The organism is Bacillus sp. 22446 (assembly GCF_052044955.1).
GTDB classification, from domain to species: domain Bacteria; phylum Bacillota; class Bacilli; order Bacillales; family Bacillaceae; genus Bacillus; species Bacillus altitudinis.
In genome coordinates, this window is sequence record NZ_JBQEOD010000012.1 from 18,190 (window position 1) to 36,289 (window position 18,100).

General features: G+C 42.0%; 19 protein-coding genes and 1 riboswitch. Of the genes, 12 read left to right on the top strand and 7 right to left on the bottom strand.

What is annotated here, in order from left to right; translation table 11 throughout:
* The first annotated feature begins 121 nt into the window (after positions 1-121).
* Positions 122-526 carry a phage holin family protein gene (locus ACTJJD_RS17585; RefSeq protein ID WP_008342944.1) on the top strand — a complete coding sequence of 135 codons (405 nt, stop codon included), beginning with the start codon at positions 122-124 and terminating at the stop codon, positions 524-526.
* A 43-nt stretch (positions 527-569) separates the two neighbouring features.
* Positions 570-878, top strand: coding sequence for a hypothetical protein (locus ACTJJD_RS17590; protein ID WP_008342945.1), 309 nt, complete (start codon positions 570-572; stop codon positions 876-878).
* A 193-nt stretch (positions 879-1,071) separates the two neighbouring features.
* On the opposite strand, the gene ACTJJD_RS17595 is transcribed toward ACTJJD_RS17590, so the two are convergent.
* Together ACTJJD_RS17595 and ACTJJD_RS17600 are read right to left on the bottom strand one after the other, a co-directional pair.
* Entirely contained in the window at positions 1,072-1,854 is a 783-nt protein-coding gene (locus ACTJJD_RS17595) for an AIM24 family protein (protein ID WP_440600190.1), read from the bottom strand.
* Positions 1,855-1,876: 22 nt separating this feature from the next.
* Positions 1,877-2,530: a TerD family protein gene (locus ACTJJD_RS17600; protein ID WP_440600191.1), complete on the bottom strand. Its 654-nt coding sequence runs from the start codon at positions 2,528-2,530 to the stop codon at positions 1,877-1,879.
* Between the two features lie 246 nt (positions 2,531-2,776).
* Between ACTJJD_RS17600 and ytkD the strand changes: the two genes are divergently transcribed.
* The gene (ytkD, locus tag ACTJJD_RS17605) at positions 2,777-3,253 is read left to right on the top strand and encodes an RNA deprotection pyrophosphohydrolase (RefSeq protein WP_008342951.1); all 477 of its coding nucleotides are present in this window, start codon (positions 2,777-2,779) and stop codon (positions 3,251-3,253) included.
* A gap of 30 nt (positions 3,254-3,283) precedes the next feature.
* On the opposite strand, the gene ACTJJD_RS17610 is transcribed toward ytkD, so the two are convergent.
* The 3 genes from ACTJJD_RS17610 to ACTJJD_RS17620 are packed head-to-tail and all read right to left on the bottom strand — an operon-like array spanning position 3,284 to position 5,852.
* Positions 3,284-4,030, bottom strand: a complete 747-nt coding sequence (locus ACTJJD_RS17610) for an ABC transporter permease (protein ID WP_370529235.1) — start codon at positions 4,028-4,030, stop codon at positions 3,284-3,286.
* Positions 4,031-4,064: 34 nt separating this feature from the next.
* Entirely contained in the window at positions 4,065-4,835 is a 771-nt protein-coding gene (locus ACTJJD_RS17615) for an ABC transporter ATP-binding protein (RefSeq protein WP_048001453.1), read from the bottom strand.
* Between the two features lie 15 nt (positions 4,836-4,850).
* Positions 4,851-5,852 carry an ABC transporter substrate-binding protein gene (locus ACTJJD_RS17620; RefSeq protein ID WP_046527566.1) on the bottom strand — a complete coding sequence of 334 codons (1,002 nt, stop codon included), beginning with the start codon at positions 5,850-5,852 and terminating at the stop codon, positions 4,851-4,853.
* A gap of 173 nt (positions 5,853-6,025) precedes the next feature.
* Here ACTJJD_RS17620 and ACTJJD_RS17625 point away from each other — a divergent pair, with 173 nt between their 5' ends.
* The 6 genes from ACTJJD_RS17625 to ACTJJD_RS17650 are packed head-to-tail and all read left to right on the top strand — an operon-like array spanning position 6,026 to position 11,162.
* Positions 6,026-6,754, top strand: coding sequence for a carotenoid biosynthesis protein (locus tag ACTJJD_RS17625; RefSeq protein ID WP_017358367.1), 729 nt, complete (start codon positions 6,026-6,028; stop codon positions 6,752-6,754).
* Complete coding sequence (locus tag ACTJJD_RS17630; protein ID WP_440600192.1) at positions 6,723-7,469, top strand: lysophospholipid acyltransferase family protein; 747 nt, start codon at positions 6,723-6,725, stop codon at positions 7,467-7,469. Before ACTJJD_RS17625 ends, ACTJJD_RS17630 begins: the two co-directional genes overlap by 32 nt.
* A complete protein-coding gene (locus tag ACTJJD_RS17635) occupies positions 7,454-8,581 on the top strand; it encodes a glycosyltransferase (protein WP_440600193.1) in 1,128 nt (375 codons plus the stop codon). Before ACTJJD_RS17630 ends, ACTJJD_RS17635 begins: the two co-directional genes overlap by 16 nt.
* Positions 8,578-10,059 (top strand): phytoene desaturase family protein, encoded by a 1,482-nt coding sequence (locus ACTJJD_RS17640; protein WP_440608708.1) that lies wholly within the window; start codon positions 8,578-8,580, stop codon positions 10,057-10,059. Before ACTJJD_RS17635 ends, ACTJJD_RS17640 begins: the two co-directional genes overlap by 4 nt.
* Positions 10,060-10,085: 26 nt before the next feature.
* Complete coding sequence (locus ACTJJD_RS17645) at positions 10,086-10,880, top strand: alpha/beta hydrolase family protein (RefSeq protein WP_008342969.1); 795 nt, start codon at positions 10,086-10,088, stop codon at positions 10,878-10,880.
* 39 nt (positions 10,881-10,919) lie between these two features.
* On the top strand, positions 10,920-11,162 hold the full coding sequence (locus ACTJJD_RS17650) for a DUF2584 domain-containing protein (RefSeq protein ID WP_440600195.1): 243 nt from the start codon (positions 10,920-10,922) through the stop codon (positions 11,160-11,162).
* 40 nt (positions 11,163-11,202) lie between these two features.
* On the opposite strand, the gene pckA is transcribed toward ACTJJD_RS17650, so the two are convergent.
* Positions 11,203-12,789 (bottom strand): phosphoenolpyruvate carboxykinase (ATP), encoded by a 1,587-nt coding sequence (pckA, locus tag ACTJJD_RS17655; RefSeq protein WP_007501908.1) that lies wholly within the window; start codon positions 12,787-12,789, stop codon positions 11,203-11,205.
* A gap of 226 nt (positions 12,790-13,015) precedes the next feature.
* Positions 13,016-13,150: riboswitch (SAM riboswitch) on the top strand.
* Positions 13,151-13,345: 195 nt separating this feature from the next.
* On the opposite strand from pckA, the gene metK reads away from it, so the two are divergent.
* Both metK and asnB read left to right on the top strand, forming a co-directional pair.
* Positions 13,346-14,548, top strand: coding sequence for a methionine adenosyltransferase (metK, locus tag ACTJJD_RS17660; protein WP_440600196.1), 1,203 nt, complete (start codon positions 13,346-13,348; stop codon positions 14,546-14,548).
* A 148-nt stretch (positions 14,549-14,696) separates the two neighbouring features.
* Positions 14,697-16,595 (top strand): asparagine synthase (glutamine-hydrolyzing), encoded by a 1,899-nt coding sequence (gene asnB, locus ACTJJD_RS17665; RefSeq protein ID WP_008342976.1) that lies wholly within the window; start codon positions 14,697-14,699, stop codon positions 16,593-16,595.
* A 141-nt stretch (positions 16,596-16,736) separates the two neighbouring features.
* On the opposite strand, the gene ACTJJD_RS17670 is transcribed toward asnB, so the two are convergent.
* Entirely contained in the window at positions 16,737-17,252 is a 516-nt protein-coding gene (locus ACTJJD_RS17670; protein WP_008342977.1) for a gamma carbonic anhydrase, read from the bottom strand.
* A gap of 45 nt (positions 17,253-17,297) precedes the next feature.
* Here ACTJJD_RS17670 and ACTJJD_RS17675 point away from each other — a divergent pair, with 45 nt between their 5' ends.
* Positions 17,298-18,077, top strand: a complete 780-nt coding sequence (locus ACTJJD_RS17675; protein ID WP_019743683.1) for an alpha/beta hydrolase — start codon at positions 17,298-17,300, stop codon at positions 18,075-18,077.
* Positions 18,078-18,100 lie beyond the last annotated feature (23 nt).

Below are 18,100 nucleotides of genomic sequence, written 5' to 3' on the forward strand. Positions count from 1 at the left end.
CGCTTCACGAATTTTTTGCACAGCTAACCATGCCTTTATTTTTTGTCGTCCAAGCTATTCATCAAATGCGGCATATACTATTGAGGTAAGAAGTTCCACTATGAAAGGATGTTGATGCCAAGTGAGCAAGGATTTAGGCATCTTTTCGTTGTTTACAGTCAGTTTGTCGGCAATGGGCTTTCTGTTTGGTGGAGCAGGATATTTACTCATGATATTAGTGACACTCATGGCTATAGAATTAATTTGTTCAAGCCTAAGAGAATCTGTGACTGGACAACTTACGATGAAGCGTTTTTTGACCAGGCTTGTTCGAAAGGTTGTGACGATTTCTTTAATATCCATGGCACACTTCTTCGATGTCATGCTGAAGACTGGGGGGACAATTAAGGATTTAGCGCTCATCTTTTATATTATTTATGAATCGTACCAGATTGTCTCAACAGCCAGAGCTCTCGGAATTCCCATTCCACAGTTGTTTATTGATGTGTTAGACATGATTAAAAATAAATTGCGCAAAAAGCCGTAATTTCTTCATATCTGGTCATACTAAAGGAAAAAGGATGAATCAGATGGCGAGACACACATACTATGTATCCGTTCAAGACGGATCAATCTCACAGCACAGAGACGCGGCTGCTTGGCAATTTCAGATAGAAGCAGATGATGACCAAATCTTGCAGTTAAGAGAGTATTTTGATGAACAGTATATGACAGATTGGAAAGGTTTCTTTCGGGCGCATGTTCCATTTCTTGAATATCATTATGATAGTCCAAACGACGAAATGGATAGGAAAAGAAAAGAAATTTACTCGATGATTCATGATCTCGGTAACGAAGAGACAAAGAACTTTATTGAGACCAATGGACTGATGAATTGAAAAAGCATGTAGACAAACCCTCGAATTCTTTGTCAGGTGCTCATGAATGTCAAATTCGCTCCGCGCCAGTACTCGTTTTTCCCAGACTGCAAAGGTTTTCTATCACGCTGAAAAGAAGACAAAAGGCTAAAAGAAAGTTCATTTTAGCCTTTTGTCAACGATCTGAAAGTATGTAGAGACATTCTACATGCTTTTATTTTCGAGGCTGTAAGATACCGCCGATTAGATCACTGATTCCGCCTCTATTTTCCTGCTGTGAGTTGGTGATTTCGTGTGAGGTACTCTGACTCTGGGGTTTGTACCGGTTATCATCTATCCCGACCCGCATTCCAGATGTTCGTTCAGATGGCTGGATAATCACAATTTGGTCCTGTTCATGAAATTCAAACAAGTAGGATTCGCCTGATGTTTGTCCAATGAACGTTTTCCAGTTCACATCTAATTTGACTTTCGGTGCTTTGCCCGTCCAAGCGACAATGGCGTCAGGATCTACACGGCAAGGTGCTTTTAAAATCAGCGGGTTTCCATTTGTTTTGATGGCAACCTGCGCCCCGTGACCTTGATACGAGAGCTTTGAAGTAAATAGCCCTTTCTGTGATAAAATCCCAACGCCTACCGGTGTCACGCCATAGTGACATTCTTCAGTAAAGGCAAGTAAATCTTCACTTTCCACGCTAACATGTTGCCAAGGACCGTTCGGCTCAAGATTGATGACGGTCACATGCTCGCTAGAAGCAGCCAAGTAGCAAGTGCCTTGTCCACTCACTTCCATCATCTCAAGGTTTTCACCGGTTAATTTTCTGCTAATATGATTAAATACTTGGCTGACCATATTCCCTTTATTCGTCCCAAGTAATCGTTTACGGTATTGAAATGTACCTTGATCGGCAATCATAGCGCCTTTTTTGGCAAAAAAGATCCCGTTGCCTTCTGCTTGTAAGGTCAGTTCTTCGATTGTGTTGAAATGAAATCCCATTTGTGCCAGCTCCTTTCCTTTGTCAAGATGTGAATCCGTAGATGCGGCATAGGTCGTTTAAATCAAGGGTCGTACCTTGTCCGGTTGCGGTGATTTTCCATTCGTTCTCAACTCTCGTTAGTTCAGCACAAATGATCGATGTAAAAAATGAATAATCTTCTGTTAACTGAAAGGTACAAATCTCCTGTTGTGTGATTTGATCGGAAAGGCGCAAGTAGGCATTGTTCACCTGTCCAAAATGATGTGCCCGCTCGTGTGCATCATGTATCGTGGCTGTTACGACGATTTTCTGAATATCGGGTGAGACTCTGCTCAGCTGCATAATGATGATCTCATTATCCCGATGGCCTCCGCCGACCTGATGATCACCTAGATGGCGAACAGCTCCATCTAAGCTTTGCTGCTGATGATAATAGATCAGGTGTTTTGGAGACAGAAGCTTGTCCTCTTCATTTAAGAGAAACACTTGCGTATCTAAATCAATTGGCTGACCAGATAAGTCCCAGCCAAGTCCGATATGAATTTGATCTACATTTGGATTGTCTTTTGTTAAATCTAACTTTTGTCCTTTCATGAGGTGTTTCTTCACTGCCTCAAGAGAAGCGTCTTCTTTCTCATGTTGCCTCATTGGCCATGCCTTGTTATTTTCTTGTTTTGATCCATTTGTGATGCTCATGCTGGTTTCCTCCTCGTCTGTGTAGGACAAACACTTATTGATTTACGTCATCATGGGCAAAAGGTTTCATGATTAAAATGGGATGAGGATGGAGATGATAAAAAGGTTTTAGCAAGAATACTTATTTTACATACAGACGAGATAGAAGTACTCGTTTGTTTCACTTTTCATAAAAATTCTTCAGAGAAATGTGATCTGTGGTATGATGTTTTACAAGAAGCAAGGACAGGATATGAGGGATTTCACATGCATGTATTTAAAGACTATTATCATAATACGGTCAAGCTCTCTTTTGAAGAGCAGCCTTTTTCAAGTCATCCTAAGCATGTTTGGGCTATTTGCCGCTATCAAGGAAAATGGCTACTTACTGAACATGAGGATCGAGGCTACGAGTTTCCAGGAGGGAAAGTAGAGCCAAATGAAGAAGCAGATCAAGCCGCTATACGAGAGATTCACGAAGAGACGGGTGCTGTTGTTCGTGAATTAACGTATATTGGTCAATATCAGGTGCTTGGCAGAGAGAAAGTCATTGTCAAAAATATTTATTTCGCTGATATTGAAAGGCTCGTCAAGCAGGACACGTATTTTGAAACGAAAGGACCCGTTCTTTTCGCAGACTTACCAAGATCCATCGCAAAAAATAAAAATTTCAGTTTTATTATGAAAGATGATGTCTTGAGACAAAGTCTTGCTTATTTAGAAAAGAACGGTTTGATTCGTTAAAAAAAGCGTAGGGAAATGACCCTGCGCTTTTTATTTTTGCAGAAAACGGCGTTCCAGCCATTCAACAAGCTGATACATGATGGTGGCGAAGACGGCGATAATGAAAAGACTTAAGAACACGAGTGTAAAGTTGAAGACTTGAAAGCCATAGATGATCATATAGCCGAGTCCTTTTGAGGAAACAAGGAATTCCCCCACAATGACCCCAACCCAAGAAAGACCAACATTGACCTTAATGGCAGAGATCATCGTTGGAATACTTGCTGGCAAAATGACCTCACGGAAGACCGTTCTTTTTTTCGCGCCAAAGGTTTTCATGACCTTTAAATAATTCTCATCGACTTCTTGAAAGGCTGTATAAATGACGATGGTGGTAATGATCACACTGATAATGGCACCCATCGCGACAATGCTGATCATGCCTGGTCCAAGGGCAACAATTAAAATGGGGGCGAGAGCAACTTTCGGCATCGCATTTAAAATAACCAAATAAGGATCAAGAACATTTGCAAGACGGGTGGACCACCATAAGGCGGCGGCTAATAAAATGCCGCAAAAAGTACCAAGTAGAAAGCCGAGCACTGTTTCAAATAGCGTAATGCTCATATGATTGATTAATGAACCATCTGATAATTTTTGTACAAACAATTGGCAGACGGCAGATGGTGAACTGAAAATGAGCGGGTCAATCAGTCTGAAATGGCTCGCAAGCTCCCAAAGCGAAAAGAAACTGGCGAAAATGATCAACTGGTAGACTCGCGTCATGCGTTTTTCCATTCGAACTTTTTTTCGATAGGCTTCATGTAAAAGGTCACTGTGTTTCAACTGTCTTCAGCTCCTTCCAAATCGTTTGAAAGAGCTCTTGGAAACTTGCTGTCTGTCTCGCTTCAAAAGGAGAGAGCGTCCTCAGATCATCTGGAACCGTAAACATTCGCTGGATAGAGCCTGGATGCTTTGAGAATAAGAAAATGCGATCACTCATCGCAATGGCTTCGCCGATGTCATGCGTGACAAGAACAGCCGTTTTTTGGTAGTTTTTTAATGTGTGAAAGACGAGGTCTTCTAATGTCAGTTTCGTCTGGTAATCTAGTGCTGAAAATGGCTCATCTAGCAGAAGCAGTCCGGGATCAACTGCAAGCGTTCGGGCGAGAGCCGCACGCTGCCTCATCCCGCCTGACAGCTCCTTCGGGTATTTATCTTCGACATCATTGAGTCCAAGCTTTGGCAGTAAGCTAAGGGCAGCTGAGGTGGCTTCATGTGAATCTTGTTTTGCAATTTTTAACCCGAGAATGACATTTTCCTTGATCGTTTTCCATGGGAACAAATAATCTTGCTGGAGCATATAACCGATTTGATGCTCCTGTTGATTCGGTTCTTTTCCTTCGATTAAAATTCGACCTTCAGAGGGTGGCGTAATGCCTGCGATGATGGAAAGCAAGGTTGTTTTCCCGCATCCGCTAGGACCAATAAATGAGATGAATTCACCTTGAGTGATCTCCATATTGATGTGCTGTATGGCCGTTGTTTTTTCTTTTAAAGAGAAGTACGTGTGGGTCACATGGTCAATTTGAAGGAAAGACATGTGCTACCTCCTGTTCTATTTGTGATCTGTGACCTTCCTTGCAATGGATGAATCGACAAGTTGTTTGTACGGGATAAATTCCGGTAGTTCACCACTTGCCTTCATGATTTCCTGTAATTTGTTCCATTCCTCTTCATTTAGAAGGGGATCTGTTGCATAGGAGTTCTGCTGTTTGTAGCGTTTGATAGCTGTTGATAAGACATCAAGGTCTGTATCAGGAAATTGAGATTGGATTGTCTCGGCAATCTCCTCTGGGCTCTTTGCTTTGACCCATTTTTGCGCTTTGTAAATGGCACGAGTAAAGGCTTCAGCTGTCTCTTTGTTTTCCTCTAAGTAACTCTTCTTTGCCATAAAGGTGGTATAAGGCACCTTGCCGGAAGCCTCACCAAAGGAGGCGGTAATGTACCCTTTGCCTTCTTTTTCAATTAAGGAAGCTGTCGGTTCGAATAACTGCACAAAATCTCCAGTTCCAGAGGAAAAAGCACCTGAAATGTTGGCAAAATCAATATTTTGAATCATGCGAAGATCCTGTTTCAAATCAATGCCTTCTTTTTTCAGGACATATTCACCGACCATTTGCGGCATGCCGCCTTTTCGTTGACCGAGAAAGTCCTTTCCTTTCAATTGATCCCAAGAGAATTGATTGATTTTTTCCCTTGAAACAAGAAATGTACCGTCTGTTTGTGTCAGCTGTGCAAAGTTCATGACAGAGTCTTTCGTGTCTTGTGCTTCCACATAAATAGAAGATTCAGATCCGGTCAGAGCGATATCAGCGCCGCCGGATAAGAGAGCTGTCATTGTTTTATCGCCGCCCCAAGTGGTTTTTAATTCAACCTCTAAGCCTTCATCTTTGAAAAATCCTTCGGATAGGGCGACATAAAGCGGTGCATAAAAGACCGAATGGGTCACCTCGGCTACTTGTACGGTCTGCTCTTGGTCTTTTTTACAGGCGACAAATGGAATAAAGAGCAGGACAACGAATATGAATGCCAGTCTGACTTTAATGGAACGATTCAAGAGTAATTCGCCTCCTTTGTTCTAGGTCACTAATTAAAGTATGTCAAAAGGGATTTTTGGTGAGTGCCTAGATGAAATAAGAAGCGCATTGTTTATTTATAGAACGTGTCTTTTTTTCTATACTAGAAGCATGAATGCTTTCTTGTATTTGGAAGAAATAAAGGAGCGGTTTCGTGTATAGATTGAGTTGGGTATTTGTTGGTTGGTATGTAGTAGGTCTTATTTTAATGGTCTTTTTTGAAGTGCCGGCATGGCTTCAGTTTGCGAATGGTATCTTTCTTGTGCTTTACGCCTGCTGCGTCATTGAGATTGGACGAAATATCTACGGGGCATGGAGCTTTGTGATCGTAAGAGCAGCCATTGTGGGTGTGTTGACGTTTACGGTTGAATGGGTGGGAATCACAACTGATTTTCCTTTTGGGGCCTATGATTATTATCCGACGCTAGGATTTCTTGTGGCGGGAGTGCCTTTGACGATCGCTTTTGCATGGGTTGGTGTGTTTTTAAATAGTCTTTTTTTATCAAGACAACAATCGAAGTGGAAACGAGCCGTCGAAACAGGTATATGGATTGTGCTGCTTGATCTCATATTAGATCCGGTAGCGGCTGAACGAAAGTTTTGGGTGTGGTATGACGGTGGAGGTTTCTTTGGTATCCCTTTTGAGAATTTTGTCAGCTGGGGTATCATTGGAGCAGGACTTTCATTTCTGTTCCCGCTCGTCTCCATTGATCAGCAGGCATTGCGCTGGAATGGACGTATTTATCAGGCCATGGTGTTCTTCTTTGGTCTTTTAGCATTAAAGGGCGGGCTGGATGTCATTTTTTATTTAGCACTGATCATTGTCATCTTGTGTGAAGGAAGGGTTCGATTTGAAAGAAAGCGACAAAAACCGATCGTTTAGACGACTCTTTTATTTTTATCTTAAACGATATTTACTGAACAAACATTTTCGCTGTGTCATGATGAAAGGTACGGTTGACCCAAAGGAGAAACATTCTGTTCTTTATCTTGCCAATCACAGTTCATGGTGGGATGGACTGATCATTTTTCTTTTAATAGAACAAATGTCTGAGCTGGATCATGCCATGATGATGGAAGAGAAGCAGTTGAAGCAATATGCTTTTTTTCAAAAACTTGGTGCATTTCCAGTTCATAAAGAGAAGCTGAAAAGTGTCAAGCAGGCATTAATGACCGCAAAGGAGAAGATGGAGGCTGGCGGGGCTGTGTGGCTCTTCCCGCAGGGGAAAATTATGCACCAAGACACACGGCCGCTTGAACTGGAAGGCGGAGCTTCTTTTTTAGTCAGGCAATTTGAGCAGGTCGTCATCAAACCTGTGACGCTACATTATACATTTAATCAATTTCAAAAACCGACGGTATCGGTTGAGTTTGGAGAAGATGTCCTAGTAGCTGGCGGATCACTTCGCAGTAAGGAAGTAACAAGTTTACTCGGAGACCTGCTTGAAACACAGTTAAACGCACATCAAGCACAGGTTATTGCTGATCCAGATTTTTCAACAAACGAACAATTTAGGCAGGTGACAAGGACAAGCCGGTCAACTAGTGATGCGTTTGATTCCTTTAAAAAGTGGGTGAAAACATGGCGGTCTTCTTAATTGTCATCAGTGTTTTGCTGCTCTGCCAATTGATGTTTACGATTTGGAATATGAAGCAATTTCCTGTACTCAAGCCGGCATCTCTTTCACCTGATAAACCCATTTCATTATCGATCCTCATTCCAGCGAGAAATGAAGAAAAACGGCTGGAAGCCTGCCTTCAGTCGATTGTTGATCAGCATCTCCATCCGAAAGAGTTGATCGTACTGGATGATCACTCGACAGATCAGACGAGAATGATTGCAGAGGGCTTCGCAGAGACATATCCATGGATTCGCGTGCAGTCAGGTCAAGTATTGAAGCGCGGCTGGCTTGGAAAATCATATGCTTGTTCCCAGCTTGCTGAGGCAGCATCTTCTGATTGGCTGTTATTTTTAGATGCAGATGTCCGCTTAAAACAAGGAGCTATTGAAGCGGTGTACAAGCAGTTATGCATACAAAAAACGGGCATGCTTTCAGGTTTCCCAGAGCAAAAAACGGGAACGCCTTTTGAGCATCTTGTTGTTCCTATGATGATGTTTACGATTGGCTGTCATCTGCCAGTGAAGTGGGTCAAAACATCTCAACATCCTGCTTTTGCCGCAGCACATGGCGGCTTTATTGCCATTGAAAAGAACTGTTATCACGAAATAGGTGGTCATGAAGCGATCAAGGATTCTCTTGTGGATGATATGGCTTTGGCTAAACGAGTGAAAGCGAAGGGCTTTCCGTTCACACTGGCAAGTATTCATTCTTTTGTCTACATGAGAATGTATGAGAGTGGACAGGAAGTATGGGAAGGATATCGGAAAAATTTGTTCCCGGGAGTGAATCGAAACATTGCTTTGTTAAGCAGTGTCTTTTGTTTATACTCCGTCCTTTATGTAGTTCCTGTTCTTTGCTTTATGATCGCACTGATTCATTTTGATGTGGTCAATCTCTGTTTAGCCCTTCTTTGCTACGGGCTGGGTGTATCCATTAAAGCGGTCATTGATATCGAAAATGGAAGAACGTCTACGATGGCCTTTTTATTGCCTGTCAGTATCATGAGCCTGATTGCCATTGGTTTTGCTTCTATGAAAATTGGGCTGAAAAAAGAAGGCTATGAATGGAAAGGAAGAAGGTACGAATGAAAAAAGTGATCATTATTGGCGGCGGACTTGGCGGGTTATCGGCTGCGATTCGCTTACAGTCACGCGGTTTCCAGGTCACCATTTTAGAAAAAGAAGCTTCTTTAGGCGGGAAATTACAACGCCATCAAGCGTCTGGCTACTCTTTTGATTTAGGACCGAGTACCATTACAATGAAGGCGTATTTTGAGGAAGTATTTACCTCCTGTAATAGACGAATGGAGGATTATGTGACGTTTTATCCGATTTTTCCCCTTACTAAAAACGTTTTTTCAGATGGACATACGGTCGAGTTTACGCCAGATATTGAGCAAATGGAATCACAAATTGCAGTTTTTAGTCCAGAGGATGCAAAGCAATACCGGGCATTTTTACAGGAATCGAAGAAGCTTTTTCAAATGGCAGAGGATCAGTTTTTAAATCGTTTATTATTGACCTGGAAGGATAAAGCGGATGTCAAGCTAATGAAAGCCCTTCTTGCTGTCAAACCTTTTACATCTGTTCAGCGCTTGCTGCGTCAATATTTTCGTCATCCTCATACATTGGCGATGTTTGGCCGGTATGCGACTTACATTGGCTCTTCTCCATACGAGGCACCTGCTATTTTTAATATGATGGCTTATTTAGAAGGAGAAAAAGGCATTTATGGTATTAAGGGCGGTACGTATCGTTTAGTTGAGGCATTTGAGACACTGGCAAAGGAATTGGGTGTCCAAATTCATCTCAATGAACCAGTCAAAAAGATTCATGTAAAGAATAAGCGGATTCAAGGAGTTGAAACGGATCAGCAGTTATATGAGGCAGATCAAGTCATTGCGGGGGCAGATGCACTGACTGTTTATCGCCAATTAATTGATGAAGAAGACCGCCCGAGTTTTGGAAATCAAAAACTGGCAAACATTGAGCCATCGTTATCAGGTTTTGTTCTTTTGTTGGGCGTCCCTAAAGTCTATGAACAACTGTCTCATCACAACGTGTTTTTTCCAGAGAATTATGAACAAGAATTCAAGGATATTTTTCAGAAAAAACAGCTTCCTCATGATCCGACGCTTTACATCTGTTATTCAGGTCATTCAGAGCCAGCTTTAAGCGGAGGGCCAGGAAGAAGTAACTTGTTTGTATTGGCCAATGCGCCATATGTGACAAAAGAGCAAAATTGGGACATGCTAAAGGAGACATATGGCCAGCATATGAAAACAAAACTAAAGGAAAAGGGTCTCTTTGATCTTGACCAGCTTGTAGAATTTGAAGCGGTACAAACCCCGCTTGATTTACAGCAAAAAACGGGAGCGTATCATGGGGCCATTTATGGCATGTCGTCAAACTCGTTCAAGCAGGCATTTTTTCGCATCAATAATCAATCAAAGGATATTGAAGGACTTTGGTTTGTTGGGGGCACAAGTCATCCAGGCGGCGGCACTCCGATGGTGACAAAATCAGGACAGCTCGTCGCAGAGGCCATTATCAAGCATTTGACGTAACACCGAATGAAAAGGAGAGAATTCAAGTGATTGTGGAAAAGAGAAGGTTCCCGTCGCCACATCCGCATATTCACTTATATACAGTGACATATGAGGCCGATGGACTTCGAATGAAGGGGCTGCTCGCTGAACCGGCCGGAGAAGGTCTCTATGACGGTTTTTTATATTTACGCGGCGGCATTAAAAATGTGGGAATGGTTAGACCTGGCCGAATTGTGCAATTTGCTGCGCAAGGGTTTGTCGTCTTTGCGCCCTTCTACCGAGGGAATCAAGGAGGGGAAGGGAACGAGGATTTTGCCGGAGAAGATCGGAAAGATGCATTTGCTGCATTTCAGCTGTTGAAACATCATCAAAAGGTGAAGCAGGAGCGCATTCATATCTTTGGTTTTTCCCGTGGCGGAATTATGGGCATATGGACCGCTGTTGAAATGAAGCATGAGGCCGCTTCCTTTGTGACATGGGGAGGCGTAAGTGATATGAAGCTCACCTATGAAGAACGTGTGGATATGAGAAGAATGATGAAGCGTGTGATAGGAGGTCCTCCGCATAAGGTACCAGAGGCATATGAGGCTAGAACGCCTTTGAATGATGTGCACCAAATTGAAGCACCTGTCCTAATCATTCATGGGGAGCTGGATGAGAATGTATCCATTGAGCATGCGTATTTATTAGAAGATGCCCTGCGTCAGCATGGTAAGTCTGTGGAAACATGGTATTTTCACGGATATCATCATTATTTCCCGCCACAGCATAACCGGGAGATTGTCAGACGGCTGACGACATGGATGCACAGCCGAAAAGGCGGAAATGTGGTAAAATAAACGGTAGAAAGAAATATAGAAAGTAGGGGGATTTTCATTATGGGAATGCCTGTTGAATTTAATACAATGATTGTCACAAAAGGAATAGAGACAAGAATTGAAGAAAATGTGTTTGAGCTCATGAAGGAAGGGTACCGTATTTATCCATTAAATATTCCGCTTGAGGTGCGTAAAACGAAAGACGGAGAAAAAACAGGGACAGCACATGTTGAAAAGCTGGAGCTCACAGACAATGTCACGAAGGTGACGTACCGTCTTGTGTCATTACATTCAACGAACTAAAAAAGCTGAGGGATTCATTCCCTCAGCTTTTTCCTTTTGATTAGACGAGTGGTCCGCCTTTTGCTTCAATATCACTTGCTGCATGGCTGAATTTTTTAAAGTTCTTTTTAAATTCATTTGCAAGGAAGTTTGCTTTTTCTTTGTAAGCCTCTTGATCGTCCCATGTTTTAGCAGGCTGAAGCACTTCATCTGGCACTCCTGGAATATGAAGCGGGATGTGTAATCCGAAGATGTCGTCAGTGATCATTTCAGCGTTGTCAAGATCTCCTTCGATCGCTGCCTGCACCATTGCTCTTGTATGAGCAAGATTCATTCGTTTGCCCGTACCGTAGCCGCCGCCAGTCCAGCCTGTATTCACAAGGAATACTTTTGCGCCGTGCTCATCGATTTTTTTACCAAGCATTTCAGCATAGACATGAGCAGGAAGTGGCAAGAATGGTGAACCAAAGCAAGTAGAGAACGTTGTTTCTGGTGACGTCACGCCACGCTCAGTTCCCGCTAATTTACTTGTGTAACCACTCAAGAAGTGGTACATCGCCTGTTCTTTCGTTAAACGGCTGATTGGAGGTAAAACACCGAATGCATCAGCTGTTAAAAAGACGATGGCAGATGGGTGACCTGCAATACTTGGTTTCACGATGTTATCAATCATTTCGATTGGGTAAGCTGCACGTGTATTTTCAGTAAAGAATGTGTCATCATAATCTGCTTCACGTGTTTCTTCATCAAGTACTACATTTTCAAGCACTGATCCGAAGCTGATGGCTTTGTAAATTTGTGGTTCTTTTTCTTCACTTAAGTTTACGCATTTTGCATAGCATCCGCCTTCAATATTGAAGACACCTGTGTTAGACCAGCCGTGCTCATCGTCTCCAATCAGCTTGCGGCTTGCACTTGCAGAAAGCGTCGTTTTTCCAGTACCTGAAAGGCCGAAAAATAAAGCGACATCGCCTTCTTGACCGACGTTAGCAGAGCAGTGCATTGATAAAATATCTTGTTCAGGAAGTAGGTAGTTCATAACAGAGAAAATGGATTTTTTCATCTCTCCTGCATATTCTGTTCCACCGATCAGAATCGTACGTTTTTCAAAAGAAACGATAATAAACGTTTCAGAGTTTGTGCCATCTGTTTCAGGATCTGCTTTAAAGTGAGGTGCAGATAAGATGGTGAAAGGTTTTTCGTTTGATGATGGTGTTGATCCATCAGGTCTGATGAATAGCTGCTTTGCAAAGAGATTGTGCCAAGCGAATTCATTTACAACTGTAATTGGCATACGGTATTTTTCGTCAGCACCGGCAAAACCATCAAAGACAAATAGTTCATCACGTTCTTTTAAGTATGACACAACCTTTGTATATAAACGATCAAATGCCTCTTTCGAGATCGGCTGATTGACTTGACCCCAATCAATTTTATGTTCAGAGTTTTCTTCTTTTACGATGAATTTATCTTTAGGCGAACGTCCAGTGTAGGCACCCGTTGTGGCGCGTACAGCACCAGTTGAAGTTAAAACGCCTTCATTACGTGCCAGAATCTTTTCAACAAGTTTCGGAACAGATAAATTTTGGTGCGTATTTTCTAATGAGAGCAATGACTGCAAATCTTCTTTTAAATCCACTGAGTTCATAAAAAAACCCTTCCTTTACCGTTGAATTTGTTTGTTTTGATTAGTATAACACATTGATAATAATAGTCTATACTATTTAAACATTTTTGTGTGTGTTTTTTCATTTCTGCTATGAAAATATGCTTTTTGGTGATGCTAATGATGAGGTGAAAAAAAGGGGAGATAATTCCTATGAACCATTGACATGACGCAAGGGTTTAAGATAAGATATCTTATTGAACGGATACTCTTATCCCGAGTTGGTGGAGGGACAGGCCCGATGAAGCCCAGCAACCGGTTTCTTATGAAAAAGGCATGAACATGCTGAGAAACCAAGGTGCTAACCTGATGCAAGGTACAAGAACACCTTGAGCGATAAGAGTGAAAGGCATGCGATCTCAGACCCTTTCCTCGCAATGAAGGAAATGGTTTTTTTATTTTTGGGATATCATATGAACAAATTGCCAATAACATCTCTAATATAAACATGTTGAAATATAAGAGGGAACGAGTTCCGTATCATATTGGAGGCCTCATCTTGGGATGATGTGGTCTTGTACAGGAGGAAATAGCCATTATGAGTCAAAATCGTCGTTTATTTACTTCAGAATCAGTGACCGAAGGACATCCAGATAAAATCTGTGATCAAATTTCAGACAGCATTTTGGATGAAATTTTAAAGAAAGATCCAAATGCACGTGTTGCCTGTGAAACTTCTGTAACAACCGGTCTCGTATTAGTAAGCGGTGAGATTACAACGTCTACTTATGTCGACATTCCAAAGACGGTGCGTGACACGATTAAGGAAATTGGCTACACACGTGCGAAATATGGTTTTGATGCGGAAACATGTGCGGTTCTTACATCAATTGATGAACAGTCTGCTGATATTGCGCAAGGTGTAGACAAAGCGCTTGAAGCACGTGAAGGAACAATGACTGAAGAAGAAATTGATGCGATCGGTGCAGGTGACCAAGGTTTGATGTTTGGTTTTGCAAACAACGAAACTGAAGAGCTTATGCCACTGCCGATTTCTCTTGCACATAAATTATCTCGCCGTTTAACAGAAGTACGCAAGAATGAAACACTTGCATACCTTCGTCCAGACGGAAAAACTCAAGTAACAGTTGAATATGATGAACAAAACAAACCAGTTCGTATTGATACGGTGGTTATTTCTACACAGCATGCACCAGAAGTGACGCTTGAACAAATTCAAAGCGACTTAAAAGAGCATGTCATCCGCCCTGTCGTTCCAAGTGAACTGATCGATGAAGAAACAAAATACTTCATCAACCCAACAGGCCGCTTTGTTATCGGTGGACCTCAAGGGGATGCTGGTTTAACTGGACGTAAAATCATCGTTGATACTTATGGCGGGTATGCTCGTCACGGTGGCGGTGCTTTCTCTGGTAAGGATGCAACGAAGGTTGACCGTTCTGCAGCATATGCGGCTCGCTATGTAGCGAAAAACATCGTAGCAGCTGGTCTTGCAGATTCATGTGAAGTGCAGCTTGCTTATGCAATTGGTGTTGCACAGCCTGTCTCCATTTCAATTGATACATTTGGAACAGGCAAAGCCTCTGAAGAGAAATTAATTGAAGTGGTACGTGCAAACTTTGATCTTCGTCCAGCTGGCATTATTAAAATGCTTGACTTACGTCGTCCGATCTATAAACAAACCGCTGCATACGGTCACTTTGGCCGTCATGACTTGGATCTTCCATGGGAAAAAACGGATAAAGCCGACAAGCTTCGCAAGGAAGCATTAGGAGAATAACAACATACAAAACCGCTTATTTTAAGCGGTTTTCCTTTTGATTAAAAAAAATTCTACAAAAAGCGTAAAAATGTGAAACAAAATTGGACAAAATACTGTCTAATTATAGGTCTACTTTTAAGAAATAACATAACGTGGAGGCAATAATATGTGTGGGTTTGTTGGTGTATTTAATCACCGTCCATTGTCCGAAACTACTGAGCAGGAAGAGTTAATTAAGCAAATGAATCGTCTCATCGTTCATCGAGGTCCGGATGATGAGGGGTACTTTCATGATGAGCATGTAGGATTTGGATTTAGACGTTTAAGCATTATAGATGTTGAACACGGAAAGCAGCCGCTTTCTTATGAAGATGAAAAATATTGGATTATTTTCAACGGAGAAATTTATAACTATGTGGAGCTGAAAGAAGAGCTTGTGAAAAAAGGCTATACGTTCAGCACAGATTCTGATACGGAAGTCCTTCTTGCCACATATCGCCACTATAAAGAAGAAGCGGCATCGAAGCTTCGCGGGATGTTTGCCTTTTTAATTTGGGATAAAGAAGCGCAGTTATTATATGGCGCAAGAGATCCTTTCGGCATTAAACCGCTCTATTTTACACAAATGGATGACCAAGTGTACTTTGCTTCTGAACGCAAAAGCTTAATGGCTGTGAATGAGAACATTTTATTTGATGAGACTGCTTTGCAGCAGTACATGTCTTTTCAGTTCGTTCCTGAGCCAAATACACTTGATCAAAAAGTGCACAAAGTCGAGCCAGGTCATCAGTTTACACTGCGTCCAGGCCAAGACATTGCATTTAAGACTTACTGGAAAGTTCAATTCAAACCTGAACAAACACAAGAGCAGAAATTAGTAGAAGAAGTACGTGATGCTATCTATGATTCTGTAAAAGTCCACATGAGAAGTGATGTGCCTGTTGGTTCATTCCTATCAGGTGGGATCGATTCTTCTTTCATCGTGTCGGTCGCAAAGGAATTTCACCCTGAACTGAAGACATTCTCTGTTGGTTTCCAGCAGGATGGATTCAGTGAGGTAGATGTAGCAAAAGAAACAGCTGATAAGCTGGGATTGCAAAACTTTAGTGCTGTGATTTCTCCTGAGGAATATATGAATGAGCTTCCAAAGATCGTCTGGCATTTAGATGATCCTTTGGCTGATCCAGCGGCGATTCCATTGTATTTCGTGGCAAAAGAAGCGAAAAAACAAGTCACAGTTGTTCTTTCAGGTGAGGGAGCAGACGAGCTGTTCGGTGGATATAATATTTACCGTGAGCCGCTATCTCTAAAGCCTTTTGAATCTGTACCATCCATGCTGAAAAAGCTTCTTCTTCGTCTGGCTCGTTTAATGCCAGAAGGAATGAAAGGGAAAAGCTTTATCGTTCGCGGCTGTACGCCATTAGAGGAACGTTATATCGGCAATGCGAAAATCTTTGAAGAGCCAGTGAAGAAAAATCTCTTAAAGCAGTATGATCCGAACATCACGTATCGCGACGTGACGAAAACATACTTCGAGGAAAGTGCAGGCTACAGCGATATTAACAAAATGCAATATGTTGATATCCATACGTGGATGCGCGGGGATATCCTGCTGAAAGCAGATAAGATGACAATGGCGAATTCTCTTGAGCTTCGTGTTCCATTCCTTGATAAGGTCGTATTTGAAGCAGCTTCTAAAATTCCAGAAGAGCTGAAAACGAAAGACGGCACAACGAAATATTTATTGCGTAAAGCAGCAGAAGGCATTGTACCAGACCATGTGTTAAACCGTAAAAAACTAGGTTTCCCTGTACCTATTCGTCATTGGCTGAAAAATGAGATGAACGCTTGGGCGAAAGATATCATTAAAAACAGTCAAACAGATGAATACATTAACAAGGCATATGTTCTTGATTTATTAAATGATCATTGTGCTGGAAAAGCAGATCATAGCCGTAAGATTTGGACTGTCCTGATCTTTATGATCTGGCATAGCATCTATGTAGAGCGCAGCATTGATCCAGAGCAGTTGAATCACCAGCCGAAAGAAGTTATTTTTAGCTAATGAAAAAGGTTTTCAGCTTTGTGCTGAAAACCTTTTTTGTCATGATAGAAAGTAGTGGAAAAGGGTAAAATAACAAGCGGTACACAGTTATTGCTTAATATCCTGAAAAAAACATGATAAAGTGAAGATACATGTATGATGTTAACGCGATAAAAGGGAACGATAGTATTGTCCTTTTTCTACATATTCTCTGCGGATACGATCCATGTCTTGGATATCTTCATCTGTTAACTGGCGAACGACTTTGGCTGGACGGCCAAAAGCGAGTGAACCTTTTGGGATGACTTTTCCTTGCGGGACAAGGCTACCTGCACCAATAAAGGCTCCTTCGCCAATTTCCGCACCATCGAGAATGATGGATCCCATGCCAATGAGGGCATTTTTTCGAATGATAGAACTATGTAATGTGACTTGGTGTCCAATGGTAGCACCATCTTCAATAAGAAGTGTTTTTCCAGGACTTTGATGCAGACAGGATAAGTCTTGAATGTTGACGTTTTTTCCAATTCTCACAGGAGCTACATCGCCTCTAATGACCGTTTGGAACCAAACGCTTGAATATTCTCCAATTGTGACATCACCTGTAATGGTGGCGTTTTCTGCAACAAAGACCGATTCATGAATCTCAGGTGTAAACTGATGATATGGATAAATCACTTTTTCGACTTCCTTTCTTAATACAACATTTGTGAGGTGTTTACTTTGTGGACTTGGCATGCTGAAAGACCGGTTGGTACAATTGTCATTGTACATGGTGCTAGTGAATATCATGGCCGATATAAATGGCTGATCGAAATGTGGCGAAATGCAGGCTATCACGTCGTCATGGGTGACCTGCCTGGGCAAGGGACATCGACACGTGCGAGAGGCCACATTCGTTCTTTTCAAGAATACATTGATACAGTCGATGAATGGATTGAACATGCGAAGTCGTTCAGACTTCCGACATTTTTACTTGGACATAGTATGGGGGGACTGATTTCGATTGAATGGTTCAAGCAGTATACCCATACGAAGATTGATGGCCTTATTTTATCATCACCTTGTTTAGGTCTGCAATTTAAACCGAAGAAGCTGATGGATTTTGCGTCAAAAGGGCTAAATGTGCTGGCGCCGTCTTTTAAAGTCGAATCTGGGCTGTCGATCGAACTTGCCACACGGAATCAAGATGTGATTGAGGCGGATTCGAATGATTCTCTTTATGTGACGAAGGTGTCGGTTCGCTGGTATCGAGAACTGGTCAAAAATATCGATGCGGCGATGCAGCCAACGAATGTCTTTCGGTCGATTCCGCTCCTGCTCATGCAGGCAGGCGATGACAAGATAGTAGATAAAACAAGAGTGATGAAATGGTTCAATGGCATTGAATCAACCAATAAATCATACCGTGAATGGGAAGGGCTTTATCATGAAATTTTTAATGAGCCCGAGCGAGAAGATGTGTTTAAGGCGGCAAGAGCCTTTACTGATCAATATATTTGATTGTGAGCTTAAGTTGGGGGTGG